The sequence below is a fragment of the Streptomyces sp. NPDC058289 genome (assembly GCF_042880975.1).
GTDB lineage: Bacteria > Actinomycetota > Actinomycetes > Streptomycetales > Streptomycetaceae > Streptomyces > Streptomyces stoeckheimensis.
The window spans coordinates 1-15,251 of sequence record NZ_JBHVYI010000140.1 but is presented as its reverse complement, the minus strand read 5'-3'; the positions used below and the strand labels follow the sequence as shown (position 1 = coordinate 15,251).

Sequence of the window (15,251 nt, the reverse complement as noted above, 5' to 3'; positions counted from 1 at the left end):
CGGCTGGGAGACGGGTGCGGGAAGCGAGAGCGGCGATCGGAGCCGGGCGGGCGGAGCCCGCGGTGAACCGGCAGGACGAACAGGAGAAGGAAGACCTTGAAGTTTCGGTCCATCGTTGAACCACCTGAGCCCATGCGGGGCCTGGAAGTTCCGCCCGAGGTGGTGGCAGCGCTCGGCGAGGGCTCGCGGCCGCCGGTGACGATCACGATCAACGAGCATTCCTGGAAGAGCCGGATCGCCCTCCTGCGCGGCCGCCACTTGATCGGCCTCAGCCATGCCAACCGGCGGGCCGCGGATGTTGAGATCGGCGAGGAGATCGAGGTCGAGCTGGAGCTCGACACCGAGCCGCGCGTCGTCGTCGAGCCTGCGGACTTCACCCAGGCCCTGGACGAAGACCCGGCCGCCCGCGCCGCCTACGACAACCTGACGCACAGCCGCAAGCGCGAGCACGTGCGCGCCATCGAGAGCGCGAAGAAGCCCGAAACGCGCCAACGCCGTATCGAGAAGGCCCTCGCCACCCTGCGGGGCTGACCCCCGAAGGCACGTGCAGGCGTCAGGCGTTCGAAGCCGGTTGGCGTGCGGCGAGTTCCGCCTCTTGCAGCCAGTCGGTGTCTCGTACTCGAACTGCCGCATCCGCTCACTGCCCGGCGCCGGCCACTACCCGCCGCACGAGAGCCCGGTCGCCCTGGCCACCGAAGTGGAGGCCTTCCTGCGCGGGTAGGGCCGTGACCGGGCTCTCATGACGGGTCGGTACGGGGCGGTACGGGTCACTTCCTGCTGTACGTGCCGAACAGGTCGATGATCAGGTCGGTCGGCTCCCAGCCGCGGTTCCAGAAGTCGACGATGTCGTTGTTGCCGGTGTCCGCCTGGACCAGGTTCGCGACGGTCGTGTCCTTCGTCCAGTTCAGGACGGAGGTGTCCGGCGGGGTCGGGCGCTCCACCGTGCCGTTGAGGTAGTCGTCCTTGGTGTTCGGGTCGGGGGCCACCGTGAGGTGACCGGCGCTCTTCGTGTTGGTCACCGTGGTGTTCAGGACGAGGGCTTCGAGCCCGTTCGCCCCCCACTGGATCTCTTCGTGGTAGCTCAGGGCCGCGAGGGGCCAGCCGTAGGTCCGGGTGTCGTGCAGGCGCTCGGGCTTCGCCGGCAGGTAGGCGGCCTCGCCGTCGGCGCCGTAGTAGCCGGTGACGTCCACGATCACGTCGGTCCGGTTCCAGGAGCCGTTGCGGATGCTGATCCTGCCGTCCGGTCCGACCGGGACGATCACCGCGTTGGCGACGGTCTGCCCGGCGGTGAAGTTCACGCTGGAGGTGGACGGAGCCTGCCCGCCGCCGGGGAAGACGGTCAGGTGGCCGGCCTCACCCGGGTTGGTCACGGTGACGTTGAGGGACACGGCCGTCACGCCGGTGGCCGGCAGCCCGACCGCTCCGGCGACCTGGACGCCGAAGGTCTTCTGGCCGGCGGCCGCGACCCTGGACGCACCCAGCCCCACGCGGGTGTCGACGAGCCGGGTCGGCTCCACGGAGGTGTAGCCGGCGGCGGCGGTCCGGCTGAAGTAGCCCGTCACGTCGGCGATCAGGTCCACCGAGCCCAGGCTGCGGTTGGCCAGCTCCACGTACCCGTCCTTGCCGACCGGCACGATCGCCAGGTTCGGTACGGTCTGGCCCTTCACGAAGTTGACGTTCGAGGTCTCCGGCCGCTTCGTGCCGGAGGCGTACGCGATGACGTGCCCGGCCGTCGCGGCGTTGGTCACCGTGATGTTGAGGGCCACGGCCGTCACCCCGTCCGGGATGGAACCGCTGCCGGCGATCTTCACGCGGGTCGTGCCGTTGGCTCCGACGGAGCGGCCGCCGGGGGTCCCGGTACCGGTGCCGTCACGGGTGTCCAGCAGCCGGGTGGGGGCGTGCGGGGTGAACTCGGAGCCCTCCACCACCACCTTCTTGGTGGTGACGGCGGTCTCGTCGCCCGGGCCGGTCGCCTTGATCGTGATCGTGTGGGCGCCGGCGTGGGCGTAGGTGTGATCGGCGTACACGAGCTCGTCGACGAGGTTGAACTCCGTGTTGACGATGCCGTCGCCCCAGTCGATGTCGTACCGGACGAGGCCGTACGTCAGGTCGGTGCTGACGCCGGTGGCCAGCCCGGCGGAGAGCGCGCCTGAGGTGGACGTGCCCATCGACACGTCGAAGTACGCGCTCTGCTGGGCGCGCGCCGCCGGGCCGGCCGCGGCCGAGGCCCTGGCCTTGGCGGCCGCGGTCTTCGCCGCTATCTCCTGCGCGGCGGCCTTCCCGGCCGCTTCCTTCGCGGCGGCGGTCCCGTCCGCCGGGCCCTTCGCGGCCGGCGCGGGCGCCGGAGCGGGCGTCGGCGTGGGCGCCGCGGAGGCGGCGCCGGCCGACGGCGCGGCCTGGGCGGTGACGGGTACGAAGCCGACGGCCGCCGCGACGACGGCGGCGGAGATCATGACACGGTGACGGAACACCGGCCCCCCAAATCTGAACATGTTCGCCATTGCAAAAAGTCTTGATCAGATTACCTGTGCGCAGGTCCGGGTCGTGCAGCCGGTCCCTCCGAAGCCTCTCCGGGCGGGCTCGGCCGTCGCCGGGTGCCGGTGCTCGCCCTTGACACGGAGAGTGCCTAAAGGGCGCCGGAGTGGGCAGCTCATGCCAGAGTGACGTCCATGCCGCCCTCGGCCAGGAGCTCAACGACTGCGGTGAACAGGTCGTAGGGCTGGCCGTCCGGCGTCAAGTTATGGGACAGGTGCTCGCGTGCGATCGAGGCGTCTCGCCAGAGCAGGGTGGCGGGGGCGGTGTAGCCGAAGGTGCCGCCTAGGCAGTCGTCGAGGGCAGCGAGACAGCCGCCGAAGTAGCCACCCGGCCCGTTGACCGCCTCGCCGAGCGCCAGGTAGAGGGCTGGTTCGTCCGTGATGTGCCGGCCATCGAGTTCGTAGGCGTGACCGGCTGGCCGGTCACGGTGGGATCGTCGGCAGGCCCGCTCTCGGACGAGGTCATGCCAGGCCCGGCGGCGGCGGGTATCGAGGCTGGCCCAACCGTTCACGGCGTCCGGCTGCCCAGCGATCCACCGCTCCCAGATGGGCCGGGCGTATTCGGGAACGGGTGTGAAGCGGCCCCCGTCGAGCTCCAGGTCGATCAGGCCCGCCCCGCGGGAGGACGGGCGCCAGTCGCTGACCGTGGCCCAAAGCAGCCGATCAGTAAGCAGCTCACCTTGGCTGTCCCGCATCTCCAGAGCGGCTTCCTCCAGATCCAGCCCTCGCCGGGTGTCCTTCATCAGCGCCACCCTCAGCTGGTCACTCGGCGCGAGCCCCCGCAGGACAAGGGAAGGCTGCACCTGCTCGGGCGGCAGGACGCGGGCGAATTCCCGGCAGGATCCCAGCCAGCGGTGCCCGTCGTGCACGCGAACGTGCCCCCTGTACCCCTCGGGCGGGCCTTCGTAGTCGTCCAGGCCGGTGAGCAACAGACTGTTCGTCCCGGGGAGCTGCCCCAAACTCTCCGCGTCCTCCAGCAGCCACTCGTCGAGTACCTCGTCATCCGGCACTAGCCACACCCGGCTGCCGACCCAAGCGGGTACGCCGGATTCCTCCGGAGCCCAACCGAACAGCTCGTACGTCCCGCGCTGGGATTCCCCGAACAGTCCCTCCGCCTCGGCGCAGACGCCCCAGACTCGGCCGTCCTCCGTCCCGGTCAGCGTGTACCGCGCGTACCCGCCCTTGTTCTCATCCTCATGCACAGCGGAAATCATGCCCCGCCCACGTTCCGACGACGGAGCCGGGATGTACTGCTGGCCGCAGACTCTCGGCCGGCCCTGGCCAGCGACACAAGTGCTCGGTACCCGCCAACCAAAACTCTCGGTCGCAACGGCCGCCGAAGGTGCTGGGGGTGTTCCGAGAAGTCGCGCTGTTCGAATTATGTTCGATACGGTGGTTGTATCTGGTCAGGGTGGCTGGAAAGGGGTGGTCCGGCGATCGGAGGTGGCCCATGGGCATCGGTGTGCACCTTCATGCCGCGAGTGGCTACTCGGCCCGGTACGGCGCCTCTCACCCCTCTGACCTGGTTAAACGGGCCGCCGAGCGAGGTGTCGGGACGCTCGCGCTCACCGATCGCGACACCGTCGCGGGGGTGGTCCGCTTCGCGAAGGCGGCGGCTGGGGCGGGGGTCCGTCCGGTTTTCGGGGTCGACGTCGCCGTCGCCCCCGCCGCCGGATTCGGCGGCCGGGCCGCCCCCGGCGGGGCACGGTCTCGGACGCCCGCGCGGGGTGGTGCGTACGTCGTCGAGCCGGCTCTGCGGGTCACCCTCCTCGCGCGGGACGCGGACGGATGGGCCCGGCTGTGCCGCCTGGTCTCCGCCGCTCATGCAGGCACCGCTCATGCAGGCACCGCTCATGTGGCCGCCCCCGCCGATGCCGTTCGCGCTGCCGCAGCCCAAGCCGTCCCCGCCCCAGCCCCCGCCCCGTCCGTCGTGTCCTGGCCCGTGCTGGAGCGCTACGCCGACCAGGGGCTGGTGGTCATGCTCGGCCCCATGTCCGAGCCCGTGCGCGCCCTCGCGGCCGGCCGGCCCGACCTGGCCGAGCGGCTCCTCGCCCCGTGGCGGGAGATCGCGGGCCCTGGGCTGCGCCTGGAGGCGCTCTGGTACGGGCTCCCCGGCACCGGGCCGGGCTCGCTGCGCCTGGCCGCCCGTACGCTGGGGCTGGCCGACCGGCTCGGCGTTCCGGCGGTCCTCACCAACGCCGTCCGCTACGCAGACCCCGCCCAGCACCGCATCGCCGACGTACTGGATTCCGCCCGGCTGCTGCGCCCCATCGACCGCCGCCGGCTGGACTGCGGCGAGCGCTGGCTGAAGGGGCCGGACGCGATGGCGTACGCCGCCGAGCGGATCGCCGCGGCCACCGGCCCGGCCACCGGCTCGGGCGCCGCCTCGGATCCGGCCCGGGCGGCGGAGCTGCTCGCGGAGACCGTGCGTACGGCGGAGCTGTGCACCGTCGACCCGGTGGCCGACCTCGGCATCGGCATCGGCCCGGCCCCCGCGCGGCCCAGCTTCCCCGAGCCGGAATCGGTGGGCTCCGGACCCGGACCGGACGAGGCAGTGGCCCTGTTGCGCCGGCGCTGCGCGGAAGGGATGTTCGCGCGCGGCCTGGACCGCGACCCTCAGGCGGTCCGGCGGCTGGAGTACGAGCTCGGCGTGATCGGGAAGCTGGGGTTCGAGTCCTACTTCCTGGCGGTCGCCCAGGTCGTCACGGACATCCGGGCCATGGGCATCAGGGTCGCCGCCCGCGGCTCCGGCGCCGGGAGCATGGTCAACCACGCCCTCTTCATCGCCACGGCCAACCCCCTCGAACACCATCTGCTCTTCGAACGCTTCCTCAGTGTCCGCCGCCGCTCGCTCCCCGACATCGACCTCGACGTGGAGTCGGCCCGCCGGCTGGAGGTCTACGACCGGATCATCGAGCGGTTCGGCACCGAGCGGGTGGCCGTCGCCGCGATGCCGGAGACCTACCGGGCCCGCCACGCCCTGCGCGATACGGGCCTCGCCCTCGGCCTGCCCCCGCAGACCGTCGACACGATCGCGAAATCCTTCCCGCACATCCGGGCCTGCGACATCCGCGGCGCCCTCGCCGAGCTCCCCGAGCTCAAGGAACTCGCCGCCGAGGCCGCCTCGTACGGCCCGCTGTGGGAGCTGGCCGAGGGCCTGGACGCCCTGCCGCGCGGCTACGCCATGCACCCGTGCGGAGTGATCCTCTCCGACGCCGCCCTCCTGGACCGGCTCCCGGTGCAGCCCACCCCGGGCGGGCGGTACCCGATGGTCCAGGCGGACAAGGAGGACGTGGAAGACCTCGGGCTCGTGAAGCTCGACGTGCTCGGCGTACGGATGCAGTCGGCGATGGCGCACGCCGTCGCCGAGATCCGCCGCACCACCGGCCGCCAGCTCGACCTCGACAACCCCGACCACGTCCGGCTGGACGACCCCGACGCGTTCGAGCTCATCAGGCAGGCCCGGACCGTGGGCATGTTCCAGCTGGAGAGCCCCGGGCAGCAGGACCTCGTCGGCCGCCTCCAGCCGCGCGGGGTCCAGGACGTCATCGCCGACATCAGCCTGTTCCGGCCCGGGCCGGTCAAGGGCGGCATGCCCGCCCTCTACATCGCCGCCCGCCACGGCGCCGCGCCCCGCTACCCGCACCCCGATCTGGAGCCCGTACTCGCCGACACCTACGGCGTGACCATCTGGCACGAGCAGATCATCGACATCTTCGCGGTGATGACCGGCTGCGACCGGGCGCTCGGCGAGATCGCGCGCCGCGCCCTCGCGGGCCCCGACCGGCTGCCCCGGGTGGAGGCGTGGTTCCGGCAGCGGGCGGGCGCCCGCGGCTACGGCCGGGAGGTGCTCGACGAGGTGTGGGAGATCGTCGCCGCGTTCGGCGCGTACGGGTTCTGCCGCGCGCACGCCGTCGCCTTCGCCGTGCCCGCCCTCCAGTCGGCCTGGCTCAAGGCCCACCATCCCGCAGCCCTCTACGCCGGGCTGCTGGAGCACGACCCCGGGATGTGGCCGGCCCGGGTGATCGTCTCCGACGCCCGTCGCCACGGCGTGCCCGTGCTCCCCGTGGACATCAACCGCTCCGCGCCCGACCACCGCGTCGAGCGGACGGCGGACGGTGCCTGGGCGGTACGGCTTTCGCTGTCGACGGTGAAGGGAACCGGCGCCGAGGAAGTGGCCCGCATCGCCGCCGGCCGGCCCTACACCTCGCTGCAGGACTTCTGGGAGCGGGCCCGTCCTGCGCTCCCGACCGCCGAGCGCCTGATCCGGATCGGCGCCCTCGACGCCCTGCGCGGCCGCCTCACCCGCCGCGACCTCCTCCTCCAGGTCTCCGAGCTCCACCGTCACACCCGGGGGCGCGCGGTCGATGGGCAACTCGCCCTCGGCGGCGCACTCGTCACCGCCGCACCGTCGGGACTGCCGGAGATGACCAGCCGCGAAGCCCTCAACGCCGAGATCGAGGTCCTGTCCATCGACGTCTCCCAGCACCTGATGGAGCACCACCACCGGCTGCTCCGCGAGATCGGCGCCGTCGACTCCGCCCACCTGAGCGCGATGCGCCCCGGGCAGCGGGTCCTGGTCGCCGGAGTCCGCGCCTCGACGCAGACACCGCCGATCCCTTCGGGCAAGAGGGTCATCTTCGTGACCCTGGAAGACGGCCGGGGCCTCGTCGACATCGCGTTCTTCGAAGACAGCCACGAGGCCTGCGCCCACACGGTCTTCCACTCCGGTCTGCTCCTGGTCCGCGGCACTGTCGAGGCCCGTGGGCCGCGCCGCACCGTGGTCGGCCAGATGGTCTGGAACCTCGAGGAGATCGCGGCCGCCCGCCGCGACCAGGGCCCCGAAGCCGCACTCGCCCTGCTCGGCCGCGCCGATCCGGCGCCCACGCCCGCCCAGGGCGCCGCCCGGCCGCGCACCCTGGCCAACGGCACCAGCGGAGCCCGCCTGCACCCGTACGCGGACCTCCAGCCCGCGGGCACCCGCGCCGCCGACCTCAAGTCCCTCGGCTACACCAGCCCCGGCTCGGCGGGGTGATCGCCATGCAGCAGATCCTCCACGCCCAGTTCCACTTCCCCTACGGGGCCGCCCCCGGCGCGGACCCGGGTACGGATCCCGGTACGGGTACCGGCTCCGGCGCCGTCCCGGGCCCCGCCACAGCCGCCGGACTGTACACCCAACTCCTCGACATGGCGGCCGACATCACCCCCCGTGTCCAGCCGCTCCCGCCCGACGCCGCCCACCTCGACATCACCGGAGCCCTGCGCTACTGGCAGCGCGACGCCGAGGCCCTGGCGGCCGTCCTGCGGATGCGGACCGTCGGACTGCACGGCGTGCGGACGACCTGTGCGATCGCACCCAACCGCATGCTCGCCACGATGACGGCCGCCCTCACCCCCCTCGGCGCCACCACCGTCCTCACCGAGGGGGAGGTCACCGCCTGGCTGCGCCCCCGACCCGTCGCAGCGCTCTACGGAGTCGGCCCGGCCACCGCCGCCACCCTGGCCGCGTACGGGCTGCACACGATCGGAGACCTCGCCGACGCACCCCTGCCCACCCTGACCAGGATCTTCGGCTCGGCCACCGGCAGGGCCCTGCACGCCCACGCCCAGGGCGAGGACCTCCGCCCGGTCGAGGCCCGCCCCGTCCCCAAGTCCCTGACCACCCACCACCCCTTCGAGGCCGACTGCCTCGACACGGACCGGCACCGCCGAGCCCTCCTCGACCTCGCCCACCGGCTCGGCGCCCGGCTCCGCGACGAGGAGCAGGTGGCCGCCGGCCTCACCCTCACCGTCCGCTACGCCGACCGCACCACGACCACCCGTACCCGCACCCTGCCCGAACCCACCCACCACACCGGCCCCCTCGCCGGCGCCGCCTACGAGCTCTACGGTCTCCTCGGCCTCCAACGGGCCCGCGTACGCTCCCTCGACCTCCGTGCCGAAGCCCTGCGCCCCGCCTCCGAGGCCTTGCGCCAGCTCAGCTTCGACCCGGCCGACGAACGGGCCCTCGCCGTCGAGGCGGCCGCCGACCGGGCCCGGGCCCGCTACGGCCCCGACGCGGTCAAACCGGCAACCCTCGCCGCCCGCAAGCCGTAGCCCCGCGCCCGCAGGCTCCCTCCCCCCACCTCCACGCCGAAGCGGAAGCCGAACAGTACTGCCGGGTTTGGAGCAAAGTGCCGGTCGGCATCGGGGCCGGCAGGCATTCCGTACAACTTCGTCGTCCCGATCGAGCCGGGCTCGGGGAGGAACCCGCCATTTCCCTCCGGGAGCGGCCGCGGCGGACCGGTGCGGGGTTAACGTCCCCGAATGTCCTCGAACACGCAGACGCCTTCCGCCAGTTCGCCCAGCCGTCGCGTCCTCCTGCGCACCGCCCTGGCCGGCACCGCGACCGCCGGGTCCGTCCTCGGACTCGGTTCCGTTTTCCCGGCCTCCGCCTCCGAGGCCTCCTCCGAAGCCGTGGACGGGGCCCGCCCCCGGAGTCCGGAGGAGGCGCTGCGCCGCCTGGCGTCCGGCAACCGGCGCTGGGCGGCGTACCGCCAGCAGCACCCGCACGAGTCGCGTTCCGTACGTCTCCAAGTGGCGCGGGAGCAGCATCCGTTCGCGATCGTGCTGGGCTGCGTCGACTCCCGGGTGCCGCCGGAGCTCGTCTTCGACCAGGGGCTCGGCGATCTGCTGACCGTGCGCGCGGCGGGCGAGGTGCTGGACGAGGCGGTGCTCGGCAGCATCGCGTACGGGGTCCTGGAGCTCGACGTCCCCCTGGTTCTGGTCCTCGCCCACCAGTCGTGCGGAGCCGTCGGCGCCGCTGTGCACGCCGATGAGACGGGTACCCGGCTGCCCGCACACATCCAGTACCTGGCGGAGCAGATCCGGCCTTCCATCGACCACGGCCAGCACGGCGAGGCCCGGGTCGCCGCCACCATCGACGCCCACGCGCGCCGGACCCGGGGCCTGCTGGCGGCGGAGCCGGACCTGGCCCGCAGGATAGCCACCGGCCGGCTCGCCGTAGCAGTCGCACGCTACGACCTGGTCGACCAGAAGGTACGGATGCTGCGCACAGAGACGCCGCGCACCGAGATGCCGCGCACCGAGTAAATACCGCTCACATATCGGCACCACGCAAAAACACCCCGGACCGATTGACGGCCGGGGTGTTTGTCTGCGTATATTTGATGTTTCACATCACGGCGGGACCGAGACGTGAAAAAGCTTATGGGGACACCGTACCGCGTCAGGAGTGGAATTGTCAACCGAAGAATTCCGGAATGAACAGCAATTCATCACGGATCTCTATGCACGCCTCGACGACCTGCGGGAGCAGGCCGAACGAGCCGTGCAAGGTGCACTCGGCGAGGCCGGCAGCGGGTTCCAGGCCCGGCTGGAGCGGGACATCGTGGTCGCTGAACAGTCCGGTCTGCTTTCCGCTCTGAACTCGGGCGAAAGCGGCCTGTGTTTCGGCCGGCTGGAGTTCTCCGACGGCTCGGACCACCACATCGGCCGCATCGGAATCAGGCAGGACGACGGGGAACGCACCCCACTCGTACTCGATTGGCGGGCCGATGTCGCACGCCCGTTCTATCTCGCGACCGGCCATTCCCCCATGGGGCTGCGCCGACGCCGCCACATCACCACCCGGGGCCGCGAGGTCACCGCCCTGCACGACGAGATCCTCGACCTCGCCGACACCGAACGCACCGGTCACGAGGGGGCCGACGCGGACGCCGTGCTGCTCTCCGCGCTCGACGCCGCCCGGACCGGCCGGATGCACGACATCGTGCAGACCATCCAGGCCGAGCAGGACCGCATCATCCGCTCCACCCACCGCGGCATCCTCGTGGTGGAGGGCGGCCCGGGCACCGGCAAGACCGCCGTGGCCCTGCACCGTGCCGCCTACCTGCTCTACGCCCACCGCGAGCTGCTCGCCAAGCGCGGCGTGCTGATCGTCGGGCCGAACCCCGCCTTCCTCGGCTACATCGGCCAGGTCCTGCCGGCCCTCGGCGAGACCGGGGTCCTGCTCGCCACCCCGGGCGAGCTGTTCCCCGGCGTGCGCGCCACCGCCGCCGACCGTCCCGGCGCCGCCGCCGTCAAGGGGCGCGCGGAGATGGCGGGGATCCTCGCCCGCGTCGTGAGCGACCGGCAGGCGCTGCCGGAGACCGTGCCCGCGGGCAGCGGCGAGGACGCCGACGTGGTCCCCGAACCGGCCCTGGAGATCGACCACGACGACTACGGGACGCTGCTGCTCGACCGGACCATGGCCCACGAGGCGCGCGATCGGGCCCGCGCCACCGGACTGCCGCACAACCTGGCACGCCCGTACTTCGCCTTCCGGATCATCGACGCGCTGACCGAACAGCTCGCCGACCGGCTCGGCGCCGACCCCTACGGCGGCCCCAACCTGCTCGGCCCCGACGACATCGCCCAGCTGGGCAAGGAGATCGCGACCAGCGCCGACGTGCACGCGGCCATCGACACGCTGTGGCCCCCGCTCACGCCCCGGCAGCTGATCGCCGACTACCTCGCCGAGCCCACGTACCTCCCCGAGCGGGAGGCCGCGCTGATCCGGCGTACGACGACGGGCGAGGCGGACTGGACCCCGGCCGACGTCCCGCTGCTCGACGAGGCCGCCGAGCTGCTCGGAGTCGACGACACCGCGCGGCGCGCCGCCGAGGAGCGCGAGCGCCTCGAACGCGTCGCGTACGCACAGGGCGTCCTGGACCTGTCGGCCGGGTCGGAGTCGTACGAGTTCGAGGACACGGAGAACGAGTTCCTCGCGGCCCACGACATCATCGACGCCGAGCGGATGGCGGAGCGGCAGGAGGAGGCCGACCACCGCAGCGCGGCCGAACGGGCCGCCGCCGACCGTACCTGGGCCTTCGGGCACGTCATCGTGGACGAGGCGCAGGAGCTGTCCGCCATGGCCTGGCGCCTGCTCATGCGGCGCTGCCCGACCCGTTCCATGACGCTGGTGGGCGACCCGGCCCAGACCGGCGACGAGGCCGGATGCGGTTCCTGGCGGCAGATCCTGGCGCCCTACGTGGAAGACCGCTGGGAGCTCGTGCGCCTCGCCGTCAACTACCGCACGCCCGCCGAGATCATGGAGCTGGCGGCAGCCGTGCTCCGGGCCCGCCACCCGGGCTTCGAGCCGCCCAGCTCGGTCCGTTCCACGGGGCGGCGGCCGTGGGTGGCGCGGACCGACGACCTGGCCGCGGCGGTGGCCGACGCGGTACGGGAGGGCGCGCCGGCCGAGGGCCGCCTCGCGGTGATCGCCCCGCGCCCGCTGCACGAGGCGCTGGCGGCCGGGCTGCCCGGCGTGCGGGCGGGGGAGGAGCCCGACCTCACCCGCCCGGTGGTCCTGCTCGCACCGCGGCAGGCCAAGGGCCTGGAGTTCGACACGGTGATCGTCGTGGAACCGGCGGACCACGAGCCCAGCGACCTCTACGTCGCCCTGACGCGCGCGACCCAGGCCCTCGGGGTGCTGCACACCGGCCGACTCCCGGAGGGGCTGGCCGAACAGCCGTAGGCAGACGGGCCGGGATCCACGGGCCGGGCACCACGATCACACCCGGCCGCCGGTGCAACGCCAGATGCGCGGTGTCCCGTACGGGAGGAACTCGCCCGGCCACCCGGGTGAGTTCGGGAGCGGATCCCTGCCGCCGGGGTCCGAGTCCCGCTAGAACCGGGGAGTGATCGAGAAGATGACGGCGCGCGGTCTGTCCGCGCTCGCCGCGACCCTGACGGCCGTGCTCGTGACGGCCCTGGCCCCCGGCCCGGTGCGTGCGGCCGAAGGTGCGCCCCGCACCGGCTTCGAGGCCACGTACGGGGCGCAATGGACCACGGAGTCCCAGGAGCGGGACCTGCTCCACGCGGTCGGCCGGCACGGGGAGCGCGCCACCGTCCGGACGACCGTCCGGACCGTCGGCACGACCGTGCGGGGCCGCCCGCTGCGGCTGGTGAGCCTGGGCAGGGGCCCGCTCACCGTCCTGCTGGTGTGCAGCCAGCACGGGGACGAACCTGCGGGCCGCGAGGCGTGCCTGAGCACCGTACGGGACCTCGCCCACGCCCGGGACGCGGCGGCCCGGCGCCTCCTGGAGACCATCACCCTGCTCGTGGTCCCGACGGCCAACCCGGACGGGCGGGCGGCAGGTACCCGCTCCAACGCCGGGGGCACCGACATCAACCGCGACCACATGGCCCTGGCCTCGCCCGAGGCGCGGGCGATGGCCGCCGTGCTGCGCGACCACCGGCCGCACCTCGTGTACGACCTGCACGAGTACCGGTCGACGCCGGGGACCTACGACAAGGACCTCTTCGACCTCTGGCCGCGCAACCTCAACACCGACCCGGCGGTGTACGCGGAGTCCCGCCTCCTGTCCGCCGCGTACGTGCGCGAGGCCGCCCACGAGGCCGGCCACTCCACCGGGACCTACGGCATCCGAACCGACCCCGTGACCGGCGCCCCGGTCGGGCAGTCCGCGGGCGACGGCCAGGAGCGGATCCTGCGCAACACGGCGGGCGTGAAGCACGCGGTCGCCCTGCTGATCGAAAGCCGCATCGAAGCACCCGCGGGCGCGGCCGGTGAGGCGGAGAGGGCCGACGCGTCCCTCAACCACCGCCGCCGGGTCGGCTCCCAACGTGCGGCCCTGCGCGGCCTGTTCGACTACGTCTCCACGCGTACGGGCCCCCTCGCAGCGGCCTCGGACGCGGCCCGCCGCGTGGCGGGGAGCGCGCTGGGGCCGGTCCCGCTGGCCGGCGCGGACAACGCCCCCGCGACCGGCGCCGAGGTCCTCGCCGACCCGCCCTGCGGCTACCGGCTCACCCCGGCCCAGTACGCCGGGACCGGCGACCGCCTGCTCCTGCACGGCGTACGGGCCGTACCCGCCGCCGACGGCGGTGCGTTCGTCCCGCTGAGCCAGCCCCTGCAGGCCCTCGTGGTGCTCCTCCTCGACGGCCGGGCCGCACACCGGCTCACAACAGGGCAGCCCGTGAAGAATTGCTGACGCTCCGTCAGTGAAGGTCGATGCCGCCCATCCGCGCACGCCGGCGGCCTCCCCGCCGCCCTCTGCGGGGGGAAGCGCGCTGGTCAGCCGGATGCCGTGAGCTATGTTGGGATCACGGAGCGGCACGAAAGGGAGGACCGCCGGTGTCATCGGGGCAGCAGGCGCGCGCACAGGCGGCAGCGATCACGCCGAGCGGGCAGGCGGTCGACCACGAGCGGGCCCCGGCCGACCGGGTTCGGGCCCTTTTCGACGGGCACCCGCTCTCACCGGGACAGCGCCGGATCGCCCAGTACCTCGTCGACCACCTCACCGAGGCGGCGTTCCTCTCGATCACCGAGCTCGCGGAGCGGGCCGGCGTGAGCCAGCCCTCCGTGACCCGCTTCGCCTCGGCCCTCGGGTTCAGCGGGTATCCGGCCCTGCGCGACGTGCTCCAGCCGATCGCGCTCAGTGCGGTGGCCGGCGCCCCGGACAGCCCCGAACAGACCCGGCGCAACGAACTGCAGGCGGCCGTCGACGCCGAGATCGAGAACCTGCGCACCGTCCGCCAGCTGCTGGCCGACACGGACCAGGTGCTCGACATCGGACGCGAGCTGGCCCGGTCGGTGCCGCTGACGGTCCTCGGACTGCGGATCTCCGTCTCGCTGGCGGAGTACTTCGCGTACGCGGCCCGCCGGATCCACCCCGACGTGCGCCTGGTCACCGGTGGCGGCAGCGTCGCCTCCGACGCGCTGCTGCAGGCCCGGGCGGCGGGCGGCAGCTGGGTCCTGGCCTTCGCGATGCCCCGGCACGCCAAGGAGACCCTTGCGGCGCTGAGGGTGGCCCGCGGGGCGGGGCTGCGGATCGCGCTGATCACGGACCGCACGCTGGGACCGCTGGTGGACGAGGCCGATGTGGCGCTGACGGCCGGTACCGGTTCGCGGCTGGTCTTCGACTCGTACGCGGCGCCGGGCGTCCTGTCCGCGGCGCTGCTCCAGGCGATGGCGGACGCGGACCCCGAGCGGACGCAGGCCCGGCTCGAAAGCTACGAGCAGGCCGCGGACCAGCACGGCTTCTTCCTCTGAGGGCTGCGAACAAGGGCTCCGAACAAGGGCTACGAAATGGCATGAGGTGCCATATTCACACCACCCTCGCACATGAATATTTTCATACTCTTGCTTACTCGGCGGTATATATGTTTACTGATGGCGGCGCGGTCATCCGTCAAGATGCCAAGGAAGGTGTCCCCACACCGTCCTAGAACCGACACCCGACGTGACGTTTCTCCTCCTCACGTGACGCCAGGTGCCCCGTCCGGCTTTCGGATCCCGCAGCGCCTCTGCGGCCTCGGCCAACCCCTGGGCCGAGGCCGCCCAGTACTTTCTCCACCGGCGTTCGGGACGTTCGGCCGATCGGCTTGCTCTCGGCCCCGCCCGGCGGTGTGACGGGACAGACGGGCGGAGCCTCTTTAGGTTCGAGGGTGCCCACAGCCCCCCTCGAAAGGTGGATCCATGCGTTCCGTCCGCTCCGCGCTCTCCGTCGTCGCCGCCGGTCTCATCGTCCTCGGCGGTGCCTCCGCCGCCGCTGCCGATGTGACCGTCAACGCCCCGTCCGAGAAGTCGTACACCATCGTCTTCGGCGACTGGCTGCAGTTCGCCGCCGACGACGTGTTCAACGCGGGCCTCAACAACACGGTGGGCTCCAACAACTGAGCACGGACTCACGGGTCCCCGGCCGTCCGGCGCTC

The 15,251-nt window shown here is 72.8% G+C and carries 12 protein-coding genes; 9 read left to right on the top strand and 3 right to left on the bottom strand.

From position 1 onward, the window contains the following. Positions 1 to 132: 132 nt before the first annotated feature. On the top strand, positions 133 to 531 hold the full coding sequence (locus ACFVX6_RS38540) for a YdeI/OmpD-associated family protein (RefSeq protein WP_389699251.1): 399 nt from the start codon (positions 133 to 135) through the stop codon (positions 529 to 531). A gap of 64 nt (positions 532 to 595) precedes the next feature. Next, positions 596 to 721 carry an alpha/beta fold hydrolase gene (locus ACFVX6_RS38535; RefSeq protein ID WP_389699250.1) on the top strand — a complete coding sequence of 42 codons (126 nt, stop codon included), beginning with the start codon at positions 596 to 598 and terminating at the stop codon, positions 719 to 721. A 46-nt stretch (positions 722 to 767) separates the two neighbouring features. Here the strand turns inward: ACFVX6_RS38535 and ACFVX6_RS38530 are convergent, their stop codons facing one another. Further along, the gene (locus ACFVX6_RS38530; RefSeq protein ID WP_389699249.1) at positions 768 to 2,453 is read right to left on the bottom strand and encodes a hypothetical protein; all 1,686 of its coding nucleotides are present in this window, start codon (positions 2,451 to 2,453) and stop codon (positions 768 to 770) included. Positions 2,454 to 2,650: 197 nt separating this feature from the next. Continuing rightward, positions 2,651 to 3,748 carry a hypothetical protein gene (locus ACFVX6_RS38525; protein WP_389699248.1) on the bottom strand — a complete coding sequence of 366 codons (1,098 nt, stop codon included), beginning with the start codon at positions 3,746 to 3,748 and terminating at the stop codon, positions 2,651 to 2,653. A gap of 236 nt (positions 3,749 to 3,984) precedes the next feature. On the opposite strand from ACFVX6_RS38525, the gene ACFVX6_RS38520 reads away from it, so the two are divergent. The 3 genes from ACFVX6_RS38520 to ACFVX6_RS38510 all read left to right on the top strand — a co-directional run bounded on the left by ACFVX6_RS38520 (position 3,985) and on the right by ACFVX6_RS38510 (position 9,626). Continuing rightward, complete coding sequence (locus tag ACFVX6_RS38520; RefSeq protein ID WP_389699247.1) at positions 3,985 to 7,569, top strand: DNA polymerase III subunit alpha; 3,585 nt, start codon at positions 3,985 to 3,987, stop codon at positions 7,567 to 7,569. Between the two features lie 5 nt (positions 7,570 to 7,574). Continuing rightward, positions 7,575 to 8,630 carry a hypothetical protein gene (locus tag ACFVX6_RS38515; protein ID WP_389699246.1) on the top strand — a complete coding sequence of 352 codons (1,056 nt, stop codon included), beginning with the start codon at positions 7,575 to 7,577 and terminating at the stop codon, positions 8,628 to 8,630. A 210-nt stretch (positions 8,631 to 8,840) separates the two neighbouring features. Then, positions 8,841 to 9,626 (top strand): carbonic anhydrase, encoded by a 786-nt coding sequence (locus tag ACFVX6_RS38510; RefSeq protein ID WP_389699245.1) that lies wholly within the window; start codon positions 8,841 to 8,843, stop codon positions 9,624 to 9,626. Between the two features lie 151 nt (positions 9,627 to 9,777). Here ACFVX6_RS38510 and ACFVX6_RS38505 read toward each other — a convergent pair whose 3' ends face one another. Beyond that, complete coding sequence (locus ACFVX6_RS38505) at positions 9,778 to 10,125, bottom strand: hypothetical protein (RefSeq protein WP_389699244.1); 348 nt, start codon at positions 10,123 to 10,125, stop codon at positions 9,778 to 9,780. A 6-nt stretch (positions 10,126 to 10,131) separates the two neighbouring features. Here ACFVX6_RS38505 and ACFVX6_RS38500 point away from each other — a divergent pair, with 6 nt between their 5' ends. The 4 genes from ACFVX6_RS38500 to ACFVX6_RS38485 all read left to right on the top strand — a co-directional run bounded on the left by ACFVX6_RS38500 (position 10,132) and on the right by ACFVX6_RS38485 (position 15,216). After that, the gene (locus ACFVX6_RS38500) at positions 10,132 to 12,051 is read left to right on the top strand and encodes a HelD family protein (protein ID WP_389699243.1); all 1,920 of its coding nucleotides are present in this window, start codon (positions 10,132 to 10,134) and stop codon (positions 12,049 to 12,051) included. A gap of 175 nt (positions 12,052 to 12,226) precedes the next feature. Beyond that, on the top strand, positions 12,227 to 13,528 hold the full coding sequence (locus ACFVX6_RS38495) for a M14 family zinc carboxypeptidase (RefSeq protein ID WP_389699252.1): 1,302 nt from the start codon (positions 12,227 to 12,229) through the stop codon (positions 13,526 to 13,528). A 143-nt stretch (positions 13,529 to 13,671) separates the two neighbouring features. Then, positions 13,672 to 14,589 (top strand): MurR/RpiR family transcriptional regulator, encoded by a 918-nt coding sequence (locus tag ACFVX6_RS38490; protein WP_243340317.1) that lies wholly within the window; start codon positions 13,672 to 13,674, stop codon positions 14,587 to 14,589. Positions 14,590 to 15,015: 426 nt separating this feature from the next. Beyond that, positions 15,016 to 15,216 carry a hypothetical protein gene (locus tag ACFVX6_RS38485; protein ID WP_389699242.1) on the top strand — a complete coding sequence of 67 codons (201 nt, stop codon included), beginning with the start codon at positions 15,016 to 15,018 and terminating at the stop codon, positions 15,214 to 15,216. Positions 15,217 to 15,251 lie beyond the last annotated feature (35 nt).

What these genes read in the sequence shown, in the direction of transcription:
- ACFVX6_RS38540 (WP_389699251.1), top strand. Translation starts at nt 133, where the DNA reads ATGCGGGGCCTGGAAGTTCCGCCCGAGGTGGTGGCAGCGCTCGGCGAG.
- ACFVX6_RS38530 (WP_389699249.1), bottom strand. Translation starts at nt 2,453, where the DNA reads ATGATCTCCGCCGCCGTCGTCGCGGCGGCCGTCGGCTTCGTACCCGTC.
- ACFVX6_RS38525 (WP_389699248.1), bottom strand. Translation starts at nt 3,748, where the DNA reads ATGATTTCCGCTGTGCATGAGGATGAGAACAAGGGCGGGTACGCGCGG.
- ACFVX6_RS38520 (WP_389699247.1), top strand. Translation starts at nt 3,985, where the DNA reads ATGGGCATCGGTGTGCACCTTCATGCCGCGAGTGGCTACTCGGCCCGG.
- ACFVX6_RS38515 (WP_389699246.1), top strand. Translation starts at nt 7,575, where the DNA reads ATGCAGCAGATCCTCCACGCCCAGTTCCACTTCCCCTACGGGGCCGCC.
- ACFVX6_RS38510 (WP_389699245.1), top strand. Translation starts at nt 8,841, where the DNA reads ATGTCCTCGAACACGCAGACGCCTTCCGCCAGTTCGCCCAGCCGTCGC.
- ACFVX6_RS38505 (WP_389699244.1), bottom strand. Translation starts at nt 10,125, where the DNA reads ATGGCCGGTCGCGAGATAGAACGGGCGTGCGACATCGGCCCGCCAATC.
- ACFVX6_RS38500 (WP_389699243.1), top strand. Translation starts at nt 10,132, where the DNA reads ATGGGGCTGCGCCGACGCCGCCACATCACCACCCGGGGCCGCGAGGTC.
- ACFVX6_RS38495 (WP_389699252.1), top strand. Translation starts at nt 12,227, where the DNA reads ATGACGGCGCGCGGTCTGTCCGCGCTCGCCGCGACCCTGACGGCCGTG.
- ACFVX6_RS38485 (WP_389699242.1), top strand. Translation starts at nt 15,016, where the DNA reads ATGCGTTCCGTCCGCTCCGCGCTCTCCGTCGTCGCCGCCGGTCTCATC.